Raw genomic sequence first — 19,537 nt, 5'->3', positions numbered from 1 at the left:
GGGTGTGGGGGTTAAGGCTTTTTATTTTTCTGTATGTTGTGTTGGCTGATTAAACAGCGGGATGTCCTCGCCGATGATGTATTTTTTGCGCAAGAGTTCTGAGGCTTTGTCCATGAGCATTACTAATAAGACGAGAACCAGTGTAATAAACATCACCACGTCCCAATTCCAAAGTCGCATATTTTCCGCGTAGACCAATCCTATTCCTCCTGCACCCACGAAACCAAGAACCGCTGCCGAGCGGGTATTGGACTCTATTTGGTAAAGTGTTAGGGCTAAAAATTGCGGGAAGGACTGGGTAAAGATACCAAATCGGTGCTTTTGTAGGTGGTTTGCTCCTAAGGCGCTTAATCCTCGGCTGGGGCGCTTATCAACCGCGTCGTGGCTTTCAGCATACAATTTACCCAGTAGCCCGGTATCTTGAATAAATATCGCCATGACACCAGCCAGGGGCCCCATACCCACGGCACGAATAAAAATCATCCCCCAGATTGCCATGTCTATTCCCCTCATAATGTCAAAAAGACGTCGTATGACAACGGAAATAGAGGCTAAAACAAACGTGTTCATCACCCTTCGAGAGGCTAAAAAAGAGAGAGGAAGGGCGAGTAATGTTGCTGTGAAAGTGCCAGCGAAAACAATGCCTAATGTCACTGCAATTTGTGTGAAATAGTAGCCGAATGGCCATTGACTGACATTGCGCCAAATAAACATTCGAGCAAAATATTGCCCCAGTTTATCAAGCCCTTGAAACATCTGTTCTGGTGTTAATCCATTGAAATAGAAAAAGAAGATATAATAGAAGAGGATAATCAGACCCAGACTGAAGGTGATCACCATATGTCTTCTTCGGCTGGCATAGATTGCAGCATATTGCCGCTCATTATTAGAGCGCTCTGATGTTGATATTGTATTGCTGTGATTTATCATACTGACATCTCTTTTAATAGGCGATGACGTAACTTACCGGATATAAAATCCAGTAATGAGACAACGAGAATAATTTGTATGAGCACAATGCTGACCTGATCGTAATGGTCGAGTTTAATTGATGTCATTAGCTCTTGGCCGATACCCCCGCCGCCAACTAACCCCAAAATAGTGGATTGACGAAAATTGGTTTCTAGGCGCATAAAGGTATAGGACATAAAGGTGGGTGCTACCTGAGGCCACAGTCCATAACGCATTCGCATTAATCGGCTGGCACCTAAAGCACGAAGGCCACGGACGGGTTTGTCAGAGGCAACTTCCACGGTCTCATAAAACAATTTTGTTTGGCATCCAAAGCTGTGAAGGAATAGGGCAAAAAAGCCTGGAATGGGGCCAACGCCAAACGCCATGACAAACATTACGGCCCAAGCAAGTTCCGGCATTGTTCGACAAAACGCGGCAATAGAGCGTAAGCTATAACGTAGTGACCAATGTATTTGTGTGTTATTGGAAGCAGGAAAAGAGGCAAAGGTTGCCATTAAACTTGAAAATAAAGTCGCAGCGATGGCAATGGCAATGGTTTGTCCTAATAGAGGAATCTGAATATTTAAGCGATACCCCCAATAGGCGAAAGACCCCTTGGTGTGACCATCAGCAAATAAAACAGGAAGATGCAGAGTGGGCAAAATATCCGACAGGTAGTCAAAAAAATGCGGTATGCCTTGCCAAACGACTGATAGACTAAATTCGGATAGATAACCTGAATAAAAATAGACGATTAAAATTCCGATAGACCAAAGTAAACTCTCACGTTTTTGACGTTGTCGAATACTTTGATAATAAGATTCAAATGTTTGGCTTGGCATATCCCGCGTTTCTCTTTTAATGGCTGCGTTTGGTCTTTGCTGTTTCTGTTGGAATTAACGATTACCTTGCATAAGCTCACGTTTTAGATCGATTATGTTTTGGTAATCTTTGACCGAAGCTGGAACCATATGAACCTTACCGCCTGCTGATTTAGCAAAGCAGCTATGGTCATTTTTATCGAGATCATAAAGCGCCTGAGTTAATTCTTTTTTGAACTTAGCAGGTAGGTCATGACGGATAATCACTGGGCCATTTGGAATTAATGGGGATTCCCAGATAATGCGAATTTTTTTCATCAAATCAGGCTGATCTACACGCATTAAACGCGTGAAAGCGCCGGCGGTATAACCTTTATTATAATCGCCGACCATGGATGTCCAAGTCACGGCGCCATCAAACTGTTTATTTAATACGCCCAAAATATCTTGTTCATGACCGCCAGAAAAAGTCGTTGAACTGAAAAAATGGTTGTAGTCGTTGTCTTTGTTGCCACCAAATTTTTGTTTAAAAACATGGTTCGGTATCAAAAATCCCGAGGTTGAATCTGGGTCAGCAAAACCAAAAGAGTGGCCTTTTAAATCCGCCAATTTGTGATAAGGACTATCCGCACGAACGAGGACCACAGAGTGATAACCTTTAGATTGATCTTTGTCATCTGCAGTAATACCAATAATATCAACCGCTTTAGGATTGTTGATATAAACAGAAGCATAGCCTGACGGAGACATATTGATAACGGCATCGATTTTGCCACCGATGAGTCCTTGAATAATGCCAGAGTAATCAGATGAATTACGTAACTTTGTATCAACATTCAATTTTTTATCTAAGAATGCTTTGACACATTGATTATCGCCGATTTGCTCAGTGGCATTTTGACCACCTAAAATGCCTAAGTTTAATTCACGAACAGCGGCAGAAGCGGTGGCACTGTAGGCTAAAATCGTCGAGCCTAAAAGTAGGCTAATGAGTTTGGTTTTCATTGTCTGAATATCCTCGTTGAGATAAGTATTATGAGTGCCTAAGAGGCCGGGTTTGCATAAATCCGTTGCTGAATGTCCTCGGTCAGTCCATCTGGCGAGCCGTTATAAATAATTTCTCCAGAAGCAATGCCAACAACGCGGGAACAGTATTGTTTCACTTGTTCGATGGAGTGCAGGTTGACCATCACCGCAATATTTTGTGCGCTGATTTCTTGTAGGGCTTCCATGACTCGGTGAGTGTTTTTGGGGTCTAAAGATGCAACTGGTTCATCGGCTAATAAAATACGCGGTGTTTGCATCAATGCTCGGGCAATGGCGACACGCTGACTTTGACCTCCAGATAGGTTTTCCGCCCTCTGTAAGGCATGATTGATTAGCCCTGTCCATTCCAATAATTCAATGGCACGTTCCACATCTTTCTTGGGAAAAAATTTAAATAAAGAGCGCAGCGTACCCGTATCGCTTAATCTTCCTAATAGCACGTTAGTGATTACATCTAATCTAGGAACCAAACAAAAATCTTGAAAAATCATGCCGCATTGAGAGCGCCAATGGCGCAGTGCTTTGCCTTTTAATAAGTGGGTTTTTTGGGGCGTATCGCTATCGGGAAAGGCGATGATGTCGCCAGCAGTGGTGCTGATTGTGCCATTAATCATATGCAAAAGTGTCGATTTTCCCGCGCCAGATCGCCCAATGATGGCCACCAACTCACCTGCGTATAAATCCATACTGAGTTTTTTAATAACGGGATGATGGTTTCCATAACTTTTATCCAAATTGACAATGGAAAGAAGTTTTTCAGGTTGCATATGATTTTGTTCCGATGAGTTTTAATAAAACCAATAGAACATATTTATCTTACATTTTTATTAAATAAAGATTTTATAATGGATGAATAAAAAATTTTATAAAATAACTGGATGGATTTTATAAATAGCGAACGTAATGAATCATGGCATATTAAAATGCCATTAAAGGGGGGGGAAGAATGTAAGATAAAATGTTTAATATCGTTTTATCATATATTTTTAATGTTTTCCTGATGAAAATTCTGTGTTTTGATATATTGTCAGTCCATCGCTGGCTATCTTTATATTGGCTGGTAAACTTTCCTTATGTTCTAACAACCAACAATCGAGTCGATGACTAATGTGGGTCAGTATCATTTGCTTGGGCTCTAGGGTGTTATACATCCAAAGGGCAAGGTTGATGTCGTTATGATTTCTTGGCGCGGTTGGAGTCGGTGGCTCGGAACAATCTACTATCAGACAGTCGAGGGTTTTGTTTCTTAAGAAAGCCAAGCTAGCATCTGGTAATCCTACGGTATCCGTCAGATAGGCGAAGGTGAAACCGTCTTTTTCGATCACATAGCCCAAGGTAATTTTAGAGTGAATCAAGGGTAAAGGCGTAATGGAAAAATCCTGAAGTTGAACGGTATTAAATGGAATAAAAGGCGCTTGAAAATCCAGTACGCCAGGATGTTTGTAGAGATCGTCTGCGCCTTTTTCATCATCCGGCCGAAAGACTGGAATTTTCTGCGCTCTTTCTGACCAGCGAAGATGAAATAACCCTTGTACATGATCCATATGAAAATGCGTCAACACAATGCGTGTTATCTCTTCGAAGTCGTAGCGCTCAGCCAAATCACTAAAGCCTGCATCGATTAGTGTGGTGCCAAGTTCCGTACGAATCTCAAGGCTACAAGGGCCACGGCGAAAGGAATGATCTCGTCTGGCGCGCTCGCAGGCTAGGCAGTGACAACCCCACACAGGAACCTGTGCCGCGTTGCCTGAGCCAAGAATACGAATCGTTAATAGAGATTTCGCCGCTTTGGTTTGCTCTAAGATTGGTCTTTTCTCAGGTCGCTTTAGCATATGACTGACTCCTTTACTGATGATCCAATAGACGGTTGATATACGCCATCAGTTGTTTAACGGCATGATCAATTTGCGTGCTATTGTCAATCCTGTAGCAATCAGCGAGTAGCTTTTGTTCCCGAGTGAGTTGTTGATTCCTAATAATGCGTGAGTCGATGTCATCAAGCGACTCTCGTCCTCTGTCGATAAGACGTTGACGTAAGATGGCCTCATCGACTGTGATCAATACTGGTACTAACTGCTCACGGTATAACGCTCTTGCGGTGGATAAATAGCCACGGGAACCATTAACAATCACCGTTTGCCCTTGTGCCAGCCAAAGGTCTATTTCACGGCCTATGCCATAGCGTAGGCCATTGGCTTGCCAATCTAAGGCAAAGAGCCCTAATTGTTTGCGCTGACAAAATTCCTTTTCGCTCAACTGAATATGATTTTCGCTGCCAGAGTGCCAATCTCGACAGATATAGCGATGAGCAACCATTAGGTTTAGCCGCGCCTGAGAAACGTCAATATGCTGACGTAACGCGGAGATAATCGAGTCTTTACCACTGCCTGAAGCACCAATTAAATAAAGGATTTTGTTTGTTTTTTTCATCGCTATGTTTCACTTTACAGACGGTTTATCGTGATAATACTCGTCAACATGGATGAGGTTTGGGGTCAAAAAGCACGTTGACCATTTTTCCAAACCTGCTCAATGTGCACATGGTCTTCCTTCGCGCTACTCCAAATTAGATCCGCTTTACACCCTAAATCAATTAAACCTCTGTCGTGTAAACCAACGGCTTTTGCGGGATTAAGACTGACTAGGTTCATCGCTTTTGGAATGTCGTAATCATTATCTTCTAATCGCGCGATTTTAAAAGCCGACTCCAAAAGACTGGCGGGGTAGTAATCGCTGGAGAGAATATCCAATACCCCAGCAGAAGCTAATTCATGAGCGGCAATATTGCCTGAATGAGAGCCGCCACGAACAACATTGGGAGCGCCCATTAAGACGCTCATACCTTTTTCATGGGCTGCTTTTGCCGCTTTCTCCGTTGTGGGGAACTCAGCAATCACCATGTTGAAATGATGTGACTCTTCAATATGCTCAATCGTGGCATCGTCATGGCTGGCAAGAGGAATATGGCGGTTGTGACAAGTGTCGCATATGGTTTCTCTAAACTGTGCACTATAGCGTTGGCTGTCATCCAGTTGGCGAGTAATGAAGGCCTCCATCTCCGCATTGGATAATTTATATTTGCCTTGATAGTACTCACGATATTTCTCTATATTGGCGAACTGACGTTGTCCTGGAGAATGATCCATCACCGATACTAACTGCACGTTCGTTTGCTCTAATAAGGCGTGAAAGTTTGCTAACGTATCTTTATGGCTGACTTCGCAGCGTAAATGTAAGAAGTGATCTGCACGTGTTAAACCACGGTCACGGGATTCATTGAGCGCTTCTACCATACGACTTAGATTATTTAATCGTTCACTGCCTTCGATGACATCCCCCACCGAGATGGCATCGAACACGGACGTAATCCCTGCGCTAACCATTTGAGCATCGTGCACCTTAAAGGCTTGGATGGCGGGCCAGTTGACGCCGGGTCGTGGAGTGAAATGCTTCTCCATATTGTCTGTATGCAGTTCTATCATGCCAGCGGTTAGGTAACCATTTTGGCAATCTAGTGCCGTAGGCAATGAAACATTGCCTTGATCTATTTGTGTGATGACCCCTTCATTGATGACTAGGGTGCCTTTGATGATTTCATTTGGTAAGACGATTCGAGCATTGGTTAAGATCATGGTGAGTGCTCCAGCATCAATTTATGTGCGATGGTGTTTGATCATTTGCATGGGAGGTATCGCTATAGACTGAAAAGACATGATCAGCAACAGCGTCACGAACGTGCGCATCATGAAAGATACCGACGACAGCGGTATTGTTGGCGAGCGCCTTTTTAATCAATTGCACGACGACATCAGCATTTTTTTGATCCAAAGAAGCGGTTGGTTCATCCAACAATAAAATCGGGTAATTTTGAATGAATCCTCGGGCAATATTAACCCGTTGCTGCTCACCGCCTGAAAAGGTGCTGGGGGCAAGTGACCATAGCCGTTCAGGAATATTGAGTTTTTGTAGTAGGTCGGCGGCTCTGTCTTTGGCTTCCTTGTCGGCAACCCCTCGCTCTTTTAGCGGCTGCATGACCACATCCAACGTGGCGATACGGGGAATCACGCGCAGAAACTGACTGACATATCCCATTGTATCCCGTCTGACGCTCAGCAGCTGGTGGCTAGAGGCTATGGCCAGATCCAACATCTCTCCCTGATGACGAACGTAAATGGCACCGGAGCTTGGCAGGTAATTGGCGTATAAAGTACGTAGCAAGGTGCTTTTACCTGAACCACTGTCGCCATGCAGCACGGTGCATTGACCGGCAAAAACCTGTAAATCAACCTTGTCTAAAACAGGCAGTTGTATACCGCCTTGATTGTGCAAAGTGAAGGTTTTACTGAGCTGCTCCACATTGATCATTGTTGTCATGTTAAATCTACCTTGTTAAAGAGGATTAAGGGGTCAGCACGGAAGACACTAATAATTGGGTGTAAGCATGTTGCGGATCATCGAGTACCTGATCGGTCAATCCGGTTTCGACTATCTTGCCGTGGCGCATCACCACTAAACGCTGGGCCAGCAAGCGGGCAACCGCCAGATCATGGGTGACGATAATCACCGATAGGTTCATCTCGGTAACCAAGGTGCGTAACAGGTCTAACAAGCGGGCTTGTACCGACACATCGAGACCGCCGGTCGGCTCGTCCATAAAAACGACCCTTGGGTGCGTCACCAGATTGCGGGCAATCTGAAGACGCTGCTGCATACCGCCCGAATAGGTAGAGGGTTTATCGTCGATGCGATCCACCTCCAGTTCAACATCTTGCATCCACTTCATGCCTTTTTCGCGGATTTTCCCGTAATGTCGTTCACCGATGGCCATCAGGCGCTCACCAATGTTGGCTCCAGCAGAGACCCCCATACGTAAACCATCACGGGCGTGCTGGTGGACCACTCCCCATTCGGTTCTTAATAAGTAACGACGTTCGGTTTCTGATAGTTGGTATAGGTTAAGCCAGTTATTTTCTCGGTTGAGATACAGTACCTCGCCATCATTTGGCGCAAGGCGGGCGGATAGGCAAGTTAATAATGTGGACTTTCCAGAGCCTGATTCACCCACGATACCTAATACTTCACCGGGATAGAGATCGAAATTAATGTCTTCACAACCTTTTCCTGGGGCGTACAGCTTGGTCAGATTGTTCACTTTGAGTAACGGTGCATTTGAACGATCTTGTTGGAACAACTGGGTATTAGTCATGAGTTTTTTCTCCAGCTTGGGAGGGAGCCGCCTCGTTTTTGCTTACCTGCTGTCGGCAGTAATCCGTGTCTGAACAGATGTAGCTGCGAGTGCCTTGATCGTCGATGATGACCTCGTCTAAGAAGCTGTCTTTTGAGTGACAAATTGCGCAACGCTCTTGCCATGCTTGTATTTCAAACGGATGGTCTTCGAAGTCTAAACTTTTGACCTTAGTGAAAGGTGGAATGGCATAAATACGCTTTTCGCGTCCTGCGCCAAACAGCTGTAAGGCTGGCATTTGATGCATCTTTGGATTGTCAAATTTTGGAATGGGCGATGGGTCCATAATGTATCTATCATTGACTTGCACCGGGTAGGCGTAAGTAGTCGCAATATGGCCGAAATGGGCGATGTCTTCATAGAGTTTGACGTGCATAACGCCGTAGTCTTGTAGGGCGTGCATTTTTCGCGTTTCCACTTCGCTGGGTTCGATAAAGCGCAGCGGTTCAGGAATAGGCACTTGGTAAACGAGAATCTGGTCGGCTTTTAATGGCGTTTCTGGAATACGGTGGCGGGTTTGAATCAAGCTGGCTTCTACGGTGTTTTCCGTTGTCTTGACTCCCGTTAAGGCTTTAAAAAAGGCACGAATACTGACGGCATTTGTTGTGTCGTCGGCCCCTTGGTCAATGACTTTTAGTACATCAGATTCACCGATGAGCGCAGCGGTTAATTGTATTCCACCCGTTCCCCAACCATAAGGCATGGGCATTTCTCGGCCACCAAAGGGTACCTGATAACCAGGGATTGCTACGGCTTTGAGAAGCGCACGACGTATCATGCGTTTGGTTTGTTCATCAAGATAAGCAAAATTGTAGCCGTCTTTAATGGGCTCAAGAGTGGCTTTGTTTATCGATGTAGTAGAAGAAATGCTCATGCTTGTTCTCCTGAGGCACCTTGTTGTTCGTTATCCATCCTCTCTTGGCGAAGGCGACGTAATAATTCCAACTCAGATTGAAAGTCAACGTAATGGGGAAGTTTTAAGTGAGAAACAAAGCCTGCGGCTTCCACGTTGTCACAATGGGATAAAATAAACTCTTCTTGCTGGGCCGGAGAAACACGCTCTTCTCCGTATTTCTCGGCTTGCAAGGAGCGGTCGATTAAAGCCATAGACAGGGTTTTACGTTCGTTTTGTCCAAAGGCCAGCCCGTAGCCGCGAGTGAACTTAATATCATCGTTTTCTAACTTGCTAAAGCCATTGATCATTTCGCATTCGGTGACTTGCAGAGTACCTATATCGATACTGAAGCCCAGTTCGTCTGGGGTGATGCTAATGGTGACGTCGCCTGTGCGAATTTCTCCCGCGAAAGGGTGATTGCGCCCATATCCTCGCTGGGTGGAATACCCCAGTGCCAGTAAAAAACCTTCATCAGCACGGGCTAGGGCTTGTAGTCGAGCACTGCGATGGCAAGGGTAAGCTGGTGGGTCTTGGGTGATGTCAGTGGGTGTGGTTTGTTCATCGATTTCCTCCACCATAAGATTTTCTCGCTCCAGCATTTGCAGTACACGTGTCATGGCTTCGGCATCATCTTCTTGGCTGGTCGAGGTGATCGTTTCGAGTTCTTCGGGTGTTCGGCCGTCGGCAAGTAAAGTGAAGTCTAATAGTCGGTGTGTATAGTCAAATGTGGAGCCTAGCAGTTGTCCACCGGGAAGGTCCTTAAAGGTGGCTGAAATACGCCGTTCAACTTGCATTTGTGTGGTATCGATTGGATCGCTGCTGTAAAAGCGGCTGAGTGTGGTGCGATAGGCACGTAATAAAAAAATGGCTTCAACCAGATCTCCGGCGGATTGCTTGATAGCCAAAGCCGCTAACTGCGGATCATAAATGGAACCTTCAGTCATTACACGGGCAACCGCCAAAGGCAATTGCTCGCTGATTTGTGCCACCGATAATTCAGGAATGTCCAAACTACCACGACGGGTTTTGTCGAGTAATTTGTGTGCGTTGTTTATGGCGGTTTCTCCACCCTTAACGGCAACGTACATTTAAAGTACCTCCACTTGAGTGGTTCGGGGTAGACAAACTAAGTGCGTTTGATCGACGAAGATAAAATCCAAACCAAGTGGAAAAGAGGCATTTCGTTCTCCTGTTTGGTTTGATAAGTAGTCCAATAACGCAAGCGGAAGGTCACTGATAGAAACGAATTTCGCCGTTTCTATGCCAGGCCCAGTGAGGCGTAAATTCCCCTCGTCTGAGAGATCGTCTTTTATGCTGCTGACTTGTACGATCAGGGTACAGCCTGTTTCTGGGTATTCATTTGTTCCTTGCGAAAAGTGTTGAGACAAGTCGGCAAATGAATCCAAATCACCGGGGCAAAGCAAAGCGAATAAGGCTTGTTGGCTTTCGTCAATAATGGACACGCCAGTATGAAAATGTAGATTGTGTTTTATATTCGTGGTATGAAAATGGGGTGATAGCCAAAGCGGTGTTTGCTGGTCTAGCATGGCTTGGCATATGGCGAAGGTGCTGGCATTGAGATGATCGATGGGTTCAGGTGAACTCACTGAAACCAGAGAGCCGGGCTCGCTCATGGCTTTGAGTAATTGTCGAAAGGCTATTTGACTGTCATGGATGATATGTTGGAAACCTTTCACTAAGGTAGGTGTGGTCATGGTTAGTCTTCTCCTCTCACTAGAGTAAAAAAGTTCACCTTGGTTTGGGCGACTTCATTCGCTTTCCTTTTGTTCTGCTCGGCTAAGTGGTGTGCCAAAGGCTGGATAATGTTGGTTATCAAGTCCTGTTGGTAGGTTTGGTCTTGTAGCATGGCATCCAGTTGCGCAGCGCGAGTAGCGTGTTCTTTATTGCGTCCTGCAATGTAGCTGTGGCCATAATGACCATTGCTGGAACGCACCACACATCGGGTCATGGTCATATCGCCAAGGTTAAATTGAGACCCAGTACCGCCCATGCGACCACGTACTTGGGTTAGGCCTACTTCGGCTGCGCGGATGGTTTCAAAGCGATGTTCATTGATATAAGTATCTGATAAGGCGATTAACGTTTCTGAACGTGATTTTGCCATTACTGACATCCAGTGTTGTCGCGCTTGTTGGTTTGACTCGGTAAGGTTTTCACTCGGCATCATTAAGGCTCCACGCTGTATTCAAAAATATCGCTGCGGCTGATGCTAATTGAATACTCCATCAGCTTACCGCTTTCGATTAGATAATATTGAGAATGAATTTCCATGACTGGAACCCCACGACCAATTTGTAGCTGCTGACATTCATCAAAGGTTGGCATTCGGGCTTTAAGTCGTGTGGTGCCTCGGGTGGCATGAAAGTGGTAGTGTGTTTTTAAAAAGCCGTGTAAGGATCCCGATTGGTATTGGCTCATAATCTCTTTGTCGACGCCAAACAAGTGATGTTTGATCAGCGTGGTGGCTTGCTTATTAATAGAGCGACAGGTTTTGATTAACAACACCTCTTGTTTTGTGCTCAGTTTAAGGCGCAAGGCAAGCTCCTGAGGAAGCTTGTATTCACAGCATTCGAGCACCTGAGTGTCTAATGTTAAACCTGCTTTTGAGAGATTGTAGGTAAAGCATGACTGGTTATTTAGGGAGTAATCAATAGCAGGTCGGGTCACTTGATTACCAAGCCCTTGAAATCGTTTTACTAAACCATCTTGTACCAGTTCATCAATAGCGCGACGAACGGTATGCCGATTGACATTAAAGCGACTGGCTAACTTTTGTTCGGCTGGTAGTAAATCACCCGATTCGTACTGATGGTGAATTTCATTTTTTAGTTGTTGGGCAATATCTAAATAAATGGCCATGATGTTCTCATTCATATTTCTTGGTTTGTCTAGACAAATTTATAAGACAAAAAAAGAAACAAATTATGGGTTTGTTGAAATCATGGTAGGGGATGTTTGTGACGGTTTGGTTATCTAGACAAGTCAAAAAAATGAAGAATACATGACAGTGGTTTTTTGCCAAGCAATGAAATAAAGTCAGACTATTCTCTTACTTTTCCTATTTTACTCATGATCAAAGCTTCTCTGATATAAGTCATCACCAGACTTTGGCTGTCCCGCTATTATGTCCTTTTAAAGTCTTTTTCGTGTTGTTGTAAAAGGAATATGTATGAAGGTGGGTGGTGTAAAAATTGTCCCAGGAATGATTTCGATCGTTGTGACGTTGGGGATTTGGTTTGTCGTGCCAGTGCCTGAAGGGGTTTCTGCCAACGCTTGGCATTTACTGGCTTTGTTTGTGGGGACCGTCGTTGCGATCATTGGTAAGGTGATGCCCATTGGCGCGATTGCGATTCTGGCGATCACTTTGGTTGCCTTCACCGGAGTGACTAATAATTCCCCCTCAGGTGCGATCAAAGATGCGTTAAGTGGCTTTTCAAACTCGCTTATATGGTTGATCGGTATTGCTATTATGATTTCACGTGGTCTTGCTAAAACGGGGCTAGGGAATCGCATTGGCTATTATTTTATTTCTCTGTTTGGCAAGAAAACCATTGGTATTGGTTATGCTTTGGCGATTTCGGAATTAGTGATTGCTCCCGTGACGCCGAGTAATACTGCCCGTGGCGGAGGTATTATTCATCCCATTATGAAATCCATCGCAACCAGTTTTGGTTCTTCACCAGAAGAGGGCTCGTCTCGAAAAATTGGTCATTACTTAGCCTTGGTGAATTACCATATTAATCCGATTACCTCTGCCATGTTTATTACGGCGACCGCTCCCAATCCCTTGATTGTTAAGCTCATATCCGATGCAACTGGAGCGAACATTAGCATCACTTGGGGCACTTGGGCATTGGCGGCTCTTTTGCCTGGCTTAGTGTGTATTGCGCTTGTGCCCTTAGTGGTTTACGCCATTTATCCGCCAGAGGTGAAAAGCACACCGGATGCGAGGGCCTTTGCCAAATCCAAACTCAGTGAAATGGGGGTAATGAGCTACGGTGAAAAAGTCATGGTGGCGGTGTTTGCTCTCCTACTGATCCTTTGGGCCGGTGTACCTGCGATGCTGTTTGGCTCGGCATTTGCCGTTAATACAACCGCAGTCGCTTTTTTAGGATTGTCGGTGCTCTTAGTCACAGGTGTATTAAGCTGGGATGATGTTCTTAAGGAAAAATCCGCTTGGGATACCGTTGTTTGGTTCTCTGCCTTGGTGATGATGGCGACCTTTTTAAACAAGCTTGGCTTGGTGCATTGGTTTTCCACCGTGGTAGAAAGCAATATTGAGCATTTAGGCTTTGGTTGGGAAATTTCGGTGTTGATCTTGGTGGCAACTTATTTCTATGTGCATTACTTTTTCGCTAGTACGACGGCCCATATCACCGCCATGTTTGCGGCTTTTTACGCGGCGGGTTTGTTATTGGGCGCACCTCCTTTGTACCTTGGTTTATTGCTTGCTGGTGCTTCTTCTTTGATGATGTCACTGACTCACTACGCCACAGGCACATCGCCAATTATCTTCGGCTCTGGTTATGTGTCCATGGAAGATTGGTGGATTATGGGATTCATCATGAGCCTAGTGAACCTCTCGGTTTGGGGCATCGTTGGTGGTCTATGGTGGAAAGTACTGGGTTATTGGTAGAGTACTTTTATGGTGGTCGTGCTTGCGGCTTCGTGCAAAGGTCTCTGGTAGGTCATCATTTGCTTGTAAAGGTTCACGTTTGACTGTATTTCCTTTCTCTACTGGGTAACATAAAGCATTAGCTTTTGGCTTGATGTAGCTGAGGAGAAAGGAACGTGACAAAAAAACAATTTTGGGTGGATCCGTATCAGACTGAACTGACGACGACTATTAGCAAACTGGATGGAAACCAAGTTGAACTTGCCGAAACGATTTTCTATGCGGAGTCGGGTGGCCAAGAAAGTGATGGGGGCACGATTGGCGGTTACCAGGTAGTCAGCGCTGAGAAAAGGGATCAATCGATTCTTTATACGCTAGAATCGACTGAGGGTTTTCAGATTGGGCAAACCGTCGATGTCAAAATAGATTGGCCAAGGCGATACAACTTGATGCGTCTGCATTTCGCTGCGGAAGTGATTCTTGAGTTGTTTTATAAAGCGATTCCCAATCTTGAAAAAATGGGGGCGCACATTTCAGAATCGAAAAGCCGTATTGATTTTGAGTTGCCAGAAAGCATCTCGCCCATGTTACCCGAGATACAAGCTCAAGCTCAGTCGTTGTTTGATGCTGATTTGCCCATCGAGAAAGACTTTTCGGATGTACAAAAGGGGCGGCGTTATTGGAAGGTCGAACATTTTGCTCAAGTGCCTTGCGGTGGCACCCATATTAACCGCACCTCAGAAGTGGGACGCATCAAACTAAAACGCAAAAATATAGGCAAAGGGAAAGAGCGAGTCGAAATTTATCTGGTATGACCCTATTTGCCGACCCCGTGTTTTGTATTATGTCCTCGATCTTGTTTTAGGTCGTTCTATGGTTCTCTTTTCCTCATAGTGATTGTGTTTGCAATCACTATGAGGAGTGAAGTAATGAAATTAGTGTTGGTTTTGATGTTACTGGCAGTGAGTATGACCAGTAAAGTCATAGCACAAGATGCGGTGGGTTTTGAGCAAATTATTTTGTATCCGGACAGTGATAGACCCTTAAAAACCAGTATTTGGTATCCGTCACAGACGCGTTTTCCAGTAGAGAGAGTCGCTGAAAATGCAGCATTTATTGGAACGGATGTGGTCCGAATTGGGACGCCGATGACAGGAAATTTTCCGCTGGTGGTCATTTCTCACGGTTATAGCGGGAACTGGCGTAATCAAAATTGGTTAGCAACTAAGTTGGTTCAAGAGGGTTATATAGTCGCGGCCGTTGATCACCCTGGTACCACGACGTTCGACCGCTCACCACAAGCGGCAGCGCAATGGTGGCAACGCCCCCAAGATATATCACGTTTATTGGATTGGTTGTTACGTTCATCCATGTGGCGTCGTGACATTAATCACCACGATATTACCGCTATAGGACATTCTTTGGGAGGCTGGACTGTGATGCTTTTAGCGGGCGCGCAATTTGATCGAAGCCAGTTGAAGCAGGAATGCCTTGCCAAGCCAAATCCTCGAATATGTGGTTTGATGCCTGAATTGGGCTTGGATAAGCCGCAAATCGGTGAGCCAACAGGCAGCCTAAAAGACAAGCGGATTAAGCGAGTCGTTTCGTTGGATTTGGGCCTAGCACGAAGCTTGTCACGTCACAGTTTACAAACTTTGACCACACCCACTCTGATACTCGCCGCAGGTGTTGATATTGGCGATTTACCGCAAGCGGAAGAATCGGGTTTTCTCGCAAAGTATATCCCTAAAAACAGGCGTCATTACATTGTCTACCCTGATGCTGCGCATTTTAGCTTCATTCAGCTGTGTAAACCGGGGGCGATAACGATGATCGACAAAGAAAACCCAGGCGATGGGATTGTTTGTCGAGATGGTAAGGGACGTTCACGAAAGGCGCTGCATCAAGCTATGTATGAGGACATTTTGTCTTTTCTACGTCAGTCCTAATTTATTGTCTGTTCGAGCGTCGAAAGGCGCTCGGCGTCTGCGCAGTAACACGGGCAAACTCTCTATTGAAATTGGATTTGGTTTGGAAGCCGGAGTCTAAGTAAATTTGGGTGATGGGCTTATCTGTTGTGATGAGCAACTGTTTGGCGCGTTCGATACGGTATTCGTTAACCACTTGAGACACATTTCGCCCATAAATTTGATTTATTGCGCTGGAAATCTGGCGTGCGGGAATGCAGGCCTTTCTGGCAAGTCTGTCTAAAGAGAGGTCTGGGTCTAAAAAAACTTCTGTTTTAGTGAGTAGGGTGTCTATTTTATCTATTATGGTTTTCGCTTCGTTGTCGGTTTGCTGATACGTCCTATTCTTTTGCTCTTCTAACGTGATTTCTTCTTCATTTTCATTGGCTGTTTCCGTCATGTTTGGTGCGATACTTAGACTAATCCTGATCACTGCGATAGCGAGCATTGGCAATAATATGGCGTGACCTATGGCTAAGATATGAATGGCGTGAACGCCTGCGAAAAGCGAGAAATCAATGGCCAACGCGCCATCAATACAAGCCGACATTAACAACATGGCCCCCGCCACACGTTCTGCTTTTAGTGCTTGATCAATATCGGATAAGCGTACCTGCTCAGGAATATTGGTTACTCTATATGAGGCTCGAATCAGTGCGACGCCGTAGCTTACATAGAGTAATGTCAAAAGAGGGTCTAAAGGCGGTCGCCAAAAGGGATAGGTAAGAGAGCCTAAAAAGACAAAAATAGGCGGCAATAGATGCCAAAATCGAAATCGATGACGTTGATAAGCGTTAGCAAAACAGTACCAAGCGGTAACAGGGATGCAAGACGCCAAGATTGGTTGGAAAAAACGAAACAGTGGGTAATCAAATGTCCAACGTAGACCAACGACTGTTGTCGTTAGGGTGCATAAAGCAATAAAGACAAATGCTGAAGGGGTGGTTTCTTCGCGTCTAATAAACAGCAGAATAGCCAAAATACCTAGCAACAGGGCGACCACAAAAGGTAAGGGAATAGCAATCATCTAAACTCCGTATCTTATTCCTTTGGTTGCTATTATGACCTAGAAAGTCATCAAGGACGTCCTAGAACCTGATTTAGGACGCTATTGTCTCCTCAAAACTCTAGATTTTCATCTTCGATAGGTTTTGTTGGAGAAAAATATGAACGGGTATTTTGATGGTTGGCGGCGTTTTTGGCAATTTTCAGGAAGAGCATCGCGAGGAGCCTTTTTGACCTTCTTTTTGGGGAATATGTTGTCTTTAACGGTGCGAAGGCTTCACGACACGAATCGCTCTGGTTGGTGGTGTGTGTTAGTAATAAAAAATTTCATATGAAGAAGTTGGTCTGATACTTATAGGTTTTTGTAAGATATTTCAATATAAAAGCAAGCTGTTCCTAGATATATTGAAAGTACAGCGCTGTTTTGATAGCTTGGTGCGCCTATATGAAGTAATGCACAGGGAATTATCGATGTTTGGATTGATACGATATAAGGTTCATTTATGCTGTGAGGTGAAAGGGCGTTTGACATTAAAAGGGAAGCCTCTTGCCAATCAGTTGGTAGAACGGAGTTTAACTTACGATGATGAAGAGCTTGATAGTGTTTATACCGATGATGATGGCTATTTTTCTATGCCAGCTAGGTCATTAAAATCACGAAAGCCTGGCAATATTTTACACCAACCTGTCGTTCGTATTATTGTTGACACTGAATATGAAGGTGAAGTTTATACACTTTTTTTCGGTAACCAAAGAGGGATAAAAACTCCTAAGGTGTTTCAGCAATGTCTTGTGTCTTTAAATGCTGATCTTGAAACAGAAGAGAAACAGCATACTTTGATAGAGAAAGATGGTGATGAGTTCGATGATTACTATGTCTTAAGTATAGTTGACTGGTAGAAATTAAGGGATAAGGGATAAGGGATAGTAATATGGGTATATTAACACCTTCAGTAAGTGCAGAGTTATGCAGGCTTACATATGAAATAAAAAAACCTGACTCTAGGGGTAGGTATAGGATAACAGCCTCTAACGATTTAAAATCACATTTCATTTTCGATTTGTCAAACGGCCCAATTAAAGCTACTTCAGGCGGTGTTGTGTCTCATATGAAAGGAAATGAGACTGGTTTTGTTTTGGTAGGTAAGGGGGTTACAACTGTTGGCCGGTCGAATCCCTTTAAAAATGATTTAGTTTTTGCTATCCGAGGTACTGACGCTGCCAGTGATTGGTCAAGTGATTTTAGAACCTCCATTTGTGTAAGTGATTCTGGGAAAACAGTGCATTCTGGTTTTAATGCAATTTTTGAAATGATCAAGGGCCCCTTGGCTAAACATGTAGAGCAAATGAAACCTGGCGGAGTTCTGCATTGTGTTGGGCATAGCTTGGGCGGAGCATTAGCATTAATGGTTGCTGATTGGGTCAAATCGTCATATTCCTGTGAGGTGAAGCTTTATAGTTTTGGAGCCCCAAAAGTTGGCTATACTGATTTTTCCCTCTCTGCTACAAACAGAATTGGAGTAAAAAATATATACCGTTGTGTCAATGGTGGAGACGTTGTACCAATGGTTCCTGTATGGCCATTTGTTCATGTTCCCTATAATGCAGCCGAATATTGCCTTGATAATAATAAATTAATAAACCCTCTTCAGCATAAAATGGTGCGTTATAGTCGTAATTGTAAAGGCAAAAATTGGGAGTCTATCAATAAAGAGGTTGGTTTTCATTCAAATAAAAGAGTTGTTTTAAGTGTAAGACAGGCTTCACAGGTACAGCCATCTATTTTCTGGATGAATCGTCTAAGCGAAGGGTTATTGACTCTATTAAATGATACTAAGCATGGAGCAGCTCAAGTGTTGCAGTCTGCAGTAGCTAACGGTTTAAATCTATATGATAAAATAGCTATGATCTTATCAGAAGGAGCTCTTGGTTCGCCAAGTCTTGCGGGAGCTGCGACTGGGCTCCTTGCATGTATGCTGAAGTTTTCTGGATATACGGGCGTTAAGGTTAAAGATTTGTCCTATAGTTTTATTCGCTGGGTTTTTGAGCAAACGTTAAAGATGGTTTATCGTTTAGCTAGAACGGCATTATCTCTAGTCGATTAATATCTGGTTGATTTACATCGTTTTATATACTTTAAAAAGCGCTTCAATTTTGAAGCGCTTTTTTTAGAAAAATTAATGATTATGAACACTTAAGGAAAAGGAAATGGAACTAAAGGCGCTAGCCATCATCATGCTGATATTACAGCCAGTTTTTGTTTATTTATACATAAAGAGTGTTGTTCGTCCGAGTATTTTTATTGCCATGACGATGCCAATGAGTATTTTTTACGGTCATGACTTTTTACATGCTTTGTTTATTTTTGGTGGAGTTAATTTAGTCGGTGTGCTACTTGTTAAGTTAGCAGAGCGTAAAGGATATACAGCGTTCTCTCCAAGCTACTTCTTCTCAGGTGTTATTTGTTGGTTTATGCTTTTTGGGGTAGTACGCTTTATTACTTCTTATTTTAGCTTGCCTTCGTCTCAAAAAATATCGGATTCACTGCATAGTCTATTGGCTTTTCCTGAGCCTATCTGGTGGCCTGTGATTGTCTTTTTAAGTCTGAGTACTGCGGCTTTAGCTATTAGTGCAGTGATATTGGTATCAGATAGAAGTCGTCTCGCTGCGTCTAAATTTCTTGTTCTCTATGCAAGTGTTAGCCCTATATTGCCTTTATTTGGTAACTATTTTTGGATAAGCCAAGGCGTGACGTTTTTGGTTGTGGTTTGCGTTCTTGGTGCGTGCCAGAAGCATTTTTTTAAAGATAACATTGAAGATGAGAATAGGATTGCTCTTGGGTTCGCTGGTGCACTTTTATTATCAATCCTACTTTACGTGGTAAATGGTTTTTTTCATTGGTATTAATTGCTTAGCTCATGGCTTAGAAAAAAGGGCAGCCAGATGGTTGCCCTTTTGTTTATCCGA

Annotated in this window: 22 protein-coding genes; 7 read left to right on the top strand and 15 right to left on the bottom strand. The window is 44.0% G+C overall.

The features are described from left to right. Positions 1-21: 21 nt before the first annotated feature. From phnE (JHD45_RS07190) to phnF, 14 genes are all read right to left on the bottom strand, one after another. Complete coding sequence (gene phnE, locus JHD45_RS07190; RefSeq protein WP_199475837.1) at positions 22-930, bottom strand: phosphonate ABC transporter, permease protein PhnE; 909 nt, start codon at positions 928-930, stop codon at positions 22-24. Beyond that, entirely contained in the window at positions 927-1,796 is an 870-nt protein-coding gene (gene phnE, locus JHD45_RS07185) for a phosphonate ABC transporter, permease protein PhnE (RefSeq protein WP_199475836.1), read from the bottom strand. Before phnE (JHD45_RS07185) ends, phnE (JHD45_RS07190) begins: the two co-directional genes overlap by 4 nt. A 54-nt stretch (positions 1,797-1,850) precedes the next feature. Further along, positions 1,851-2,780 carry a phosphonate ABC transporter substrate-binding protein gene (gene phnD / locus JHD45_RS07180; protein WP_199475835.1) on the bottom strand — a complete coding sequence of 310 codons (930 nt, stop codon included), beginning with the start codon at positions 2,778-2,780 and terminating at the stop codon, positions 1,851-1,853. Positions 2,781-2,818: 38 nt separating this feature from the next. After that, complete coding sequence (gene phnC, locus JHD45_RS07175; protein ID WP_199475834.1) at positions 2,819-3,589, bottom strand: phosphonate ABC transporter ATP-binding protein; 771 nt, start codon at positions 3,587-3,589, stop codon at positions 2,819-2,821. A 219-nt stretch (positions 3,590-3,808) separates the two neighbouring features. Then, positions 3,809-4,654, bottom strand: a complete 846-nt coding sequence (gene phnP / locus JHD45_RS07170) for a phosphonate metabolism protein PhnP (protein WP_199475833.1) — start codon at positions 4,652-4,654, stop codon at positions 3,809-3,811. A 13-nt stretch (positions 4,655-4,667) separates the two neighbouring features. Next, on the bottom strand, positions 4,668-5,252 hold the full coding sequence (gene phnN / locus JHD45_RS07165; RefSeq protein ID WP_199475832.1) for a ribose 1,5-bisphosphokinase: 585 nt from the start codon (positions 5,250-5,252) through the stop codon (positions 4,668-4,670). Positions 5,253-5,317: 65 nt separating this feature from the next. Next, positions 5,318-6,454: an alpha-D-ribose 1-methylphosphonate 5-triphosphate diphosphatase gene (phnM, locus tag JHD45_RS07160; RefSeq protein ID WP_199475831.1), complete on the bottom strand. Its 1,137-nt coding sequence runs from the start codon at positions 6,452-6,454 to the stop codon at positions 5,318-5,320. A 16-nt stretch (positions 6,455-6,470) separates the two neighbouring features. Further along, positions 6,471-7,196 (bottom strand): phosphonate C-P lyase system protein PhnL, encoded by a 726-nt coding sequence (gene phnL, locus JHD45_RS07155; protein ID WP_233407668.1) that lies wholly within the window; start codon positions 7,194-7,196, stop codon positions 6,471-6,473. Between the two features lie 25 nt (positions 7,197-7,221). Then, the gene (gene phnK / locus JHD45_RS07150; protein WP_199475830.1) at positions 7,222-8,028 is read right to left on the bottom strand and encodes a phosphonate C-P lyase system protein PhnK; all 807 of its coding nucleotides are present in this window, start codon (positions 8,026-8,028) and stop codon (positions 7,222-7,224) included. Beyond that, the gene (locus JHD45_RS07145) at positions 8,021-8,941 is read right to left on the bottom strand and encodes an alpha-D-ribose 1-methylphosphonate 5-phosphate C-P-lyase PhnJ (protein ID WP_199475829.1); all 921 of its coding nucleotides are present in this window, start codon (positions 8,939-8,941) and stop codon (positions 8,021-8,023) included. The genes phnK and JHD45_RS07145 overlap by 8 nt, the downstream gene beginning before the upstream one ends. Then, positions 8,938-10,050, bottom strand: a complete 1,113-nt coding sequence (locus JHD45_RS07140) for a carbon-phosphorus lyase complex subunit PhnI (protein ID WP_199475828.1) — start codon at positions 10,048-10,050, stop codon at positions 8,938-8,940. The genes JHD45_RS07145 and JHD45_RS07140 overlap by 4 nt, the downstream gene beginning before the upstream one ends. Further along, the gene (gene phnH, locus JHD45_RS07135) at positions 10,051-10,677 is read right to left on the bottom strand and encodes a phosphonate C-P lyase system protein PhnH (RefSeq protein WP_199475827.1); all 627 of its coding nucleotides are present in this window, start codon (positions 10,675-10,677) and stop codon (positions 10,051-10,053) included. Positions 10,678-10,679: 2 nt separating this feature from the next. Next, on the bottom strand, positions 10,680-11,150 hold the full coding sequence (phnG, locus tag JHD45_RS07130) for a phosphonate C-P lyase system protein PhnG (RefSeq protein ID WP_199475826.1): 471 nt from the start codon (positions 11,148-11,150) through the stop codon (positions 10,680-10,682). After that, positions 11,150-11,842 (bottom strand): phosphonate metabolism transcriptional regulator PhnF, encoded by a 693-nt coding sequence (gene phnF / locus JHD45_RS07125; RefSeq protein WP_199475825.1) that lies wholly within the window; start codon positions 11,840-11,842, stop codon positions 11,150-11,152. The genes phnG and phnF overlap by 1 nt, the downstream gene beginning before the upstream one ends. Before the next feature lie 310 nt (positions 11,843-12,152). Here phnF and JHD45_RS07120 point away from each other — a divergent pair, with 310 nt between their 5' ends. The 3 genes from JHD45_RS07120 (at position 12,153) to JHD45_RS07110 (ending at position 15,547) form a co-directional block, all read left to right on the top strand. Then, on the top strand, positions 12,153-13,619 hold the full coding sequence (locus JHD45_RS07120) for an anion permease (protein ID WP_199475824.1): 1,467 nt from the start codon (positions 12,153-12,155) through the stop codon (positions 13,617-13,619). A gap of 155 nt (positions 13,620-13,774) precedes the next feature. Further along, positions 13,775-14,413, top strand: coding sequence for an alanine--tRNA ligase-related protein (locus JHD45_RS07115; RefSeq protein WP_199475823.1), 639 nt, complete (start codon positions 13,775-13,777; stop codon positions 14,411-14,413). 114 nt (positions 14,414-14,527) lie between these two features. Then, positions 14,528-15,547, top strand: a complete 1,020-nt coding sequence (locus JHD45_RS07110) for an alpha/beta hydrolase family protein (protein ID WP_199475822.1) — start codon at positions 14,528-14,530, stop codon at positions 15,545-15,547. A gap of 1 nt (position 15,548) precedes the next feature. On the opposite strand, the gene JHD45_RS07105 is transcribed toward JHD45_RS07110, so the two are convergent. Then, entirely contained in the window at positions 15,549-16,592 is a 1,044-nt protein-coding gene (locus JHD45_RS07105; RefSeq protein ID WP_199475821.1) for a helix-turn-helix domain-containing protein, read from the bottom strand. A 139-nt stretch (positions 16,593-16,731) separates the two neighbouring features. On the opposite strand from JHD45_RS07105, the gene JHD45_RS22510 reads away from it, so the two are divergent. The 4 genes from JHD45_RS22510 to JHD45_RS07085 all read left to right on the top strand — a co-directional run bounded on the left by JHD45_RS22510 (position 16,732) and on the right by JHD45_RS07085 (position 19,477). Next, entirely contained in the window at positions 16,732-16,905 is a 174-nt protein-coding gene (locus JHD45_RS22510) for a DUF805 domain-containing protein (RefSeq protein WP_199475820.1), read from the top strand. A 136-nt stretch (positions 16,906-17,041) separates the two neighbouring features. Continuing rightward, positions 17,042-17,470, top strand: a complete 429-nt coding sequence (locus JHD45_RS07095) for a DUF6795 domain-containing protein (protein WP_199475819.1) — start codon at positions 17,042-17,044, stop codon at positions 17,468-17,470. A 32-nt stretch (positions 17,471-17,502) separates the two neighbouring features. Further along, positions 17,503-18,675, top strand: a complete 1,173-nt coding sequence (locus JHD45_RS07090) for a lipase family protein (RefSeq protein ID WP_199475818.1) — start codon at positions 17,503-17,505, stop codon at positions 18,673-18,675. A 103-nt stretch (positions 18,676-18,778) separates the two neighbouring features. After that, entirely contained in the window at positions 18,779-19,477 is a 699-nt protein-coding gene (locus JHD45_RS07085) for a hypothetical protein (RefSeq protein ID WP_199475817.1), read from the top strand. Positions 19,478-19,537: the final 60 nt, after the last annotated feature.

The organism is Marinomonas spartinae (assembly GCF_016461715.1).
GTDB classification, from domain to species: domain Bacteria; phylum Pseudomonadota; class Gammaproteobacteria; order Pseudomonadales; family Marinomonadaceae; genus Marinomonas; species Marinomonas spartinae_A.
The sequence above is the reverse complement of the archived record's forward strand: the minus strand, read 5'-3'. Positions and strand labels throughout refer to the sequence as shown.

Coding starts and splice junctions, on each gene's coding strand:
- phnE (WP_199475837.1), bottom strand. CDS start 930: ATGATAAATCACAGCAATACAATATCAACATCAGAGCGCTCTAATAAT.
- phnE (WP_199475836.1), bottom strand. CDS start 1,796: ATGCCAAGCCAAACATTTGAATCTTATTATCAAAGTATTCGACAACGT.
- phnD (WP_199475835.1), bottom strand. CDS start 2,780: ATGAAAACCAAACTCATTAGCCTACTTTTAGGCTCGACGATTTTAGCC.
- phnC (WP_199475834.1), bottom strand. CDS start 3,589: ATGCAACCTGAAAAACTTCTTTCCATTGTCAATTTGGATAAAAGTTAT.
- phnP (WP_199475833.1), bottom strand. CDS start 4,654: ATGCTAAAGCGACCTGAGAAAAGACCAATCTTAGAGCAAACCAAAGCG.
- phnN (WP_199475832.1), bottom strand. CDS start 5,252: ATGAAAAAAACAAACAAAATCCTTTATTTAATTGGTGCTTCAGGCAGT.
- phnM (WP_199475831.1), bottom strand. CDS start 6,454: ATGATCTTAACCAATGCTCGAATCGTCTTACCAAATGAAATCATCAAA.
- phnL (WP_233407668.1), bottom strand. CDS start 7,196: ATGACAACAATGATCAATGTGGAGCAGCTCAGTAAAACCTTCACTTTG.
- phnK (WP_199475830.1), bottom strand. CDS start 8,028: ATGACTAATACCCAGTTGTTCCAACAAGATCGTTCAAATGCACCGTTA.
- JHD45_RS07145 (WP_199475829.1), bottom strand. CDS start 8,941: ATGAGCATTTCTTCTACTACATCGATAAACAAAGCCACTCTTGAGCCC.
- JHD45_RS07140 (WP_199475828.1), bottom strand. CDS start 10,050: ATGTACGTTGCCGTTAAGGGTGGAGAAACCGCCATAAACAACGCACAC.
- phnH (WP_199475827.1), bottom strand. CDS start 10,677: ATGACCACACCTACCTTAGTGAAAGGTTTCCAACATATCATCCATGAC.
- phnG (WP_199475826.1), bottom strand. CDS start 11,150: ATGATGCCGAGTGAAAACCTTACCGAGTCAAACCAACAAGCGCGACAA.
- phnF (WP_199475825.1), bottom strand. CDS start 11,842: ATGGCCATTTATTTAGATATTGCCCAACAACTAAAAAATGAAATTCAC.
- JHD45_RS07120 (WP_199475824.1), top strand. CDS start 12,153: ATGAAGGTGGGTGGTGTAAAAATTGTCCCAGGAATGATTTCGATCGTT.
- JHD45_RS07110 (WP_199475822.1), top strand. CDS start 14,528: ATGAAATTAGTGTTGGTTTTGATGTTACTGGCAGTGAGTATGACCAGT.
- JHD45_RS07105 (WP_199475821.1), bottom strand. CDS start 16,592: ATGATTGCTATTCCCTTACCTTTTGTGGTCGCCCTGTTGCTAGGTATT.
- JHD45_RS22510 (WP_199475820.1), top strand. CDS start 16,732: ATGAACGGGTATTTTGATGGTTGGCGGCGTTTTTGGCAATTTTCAGGA.
- JHD45_RS07095 (WP_199475819.1), top strand. CDS start 17,042: ATGTTTGGATTGATACGATATAAGGTTCATTTATGCTGTGAGGTGAAA.
- JHD45_RS07090 (WP_199475818.1), top strand. CDS start 17,503: ATGGGTATATTAACACCTTCAGTAAGTGCAGAGTTATGCAGGCTTACA.
- JHD45_RS07085 (WP_199475817.1), top strand. CDS start 18,779: ATGGAACTAAAGGCGCTAGCCATCATCATGCTGATATTACAGCCAGTT.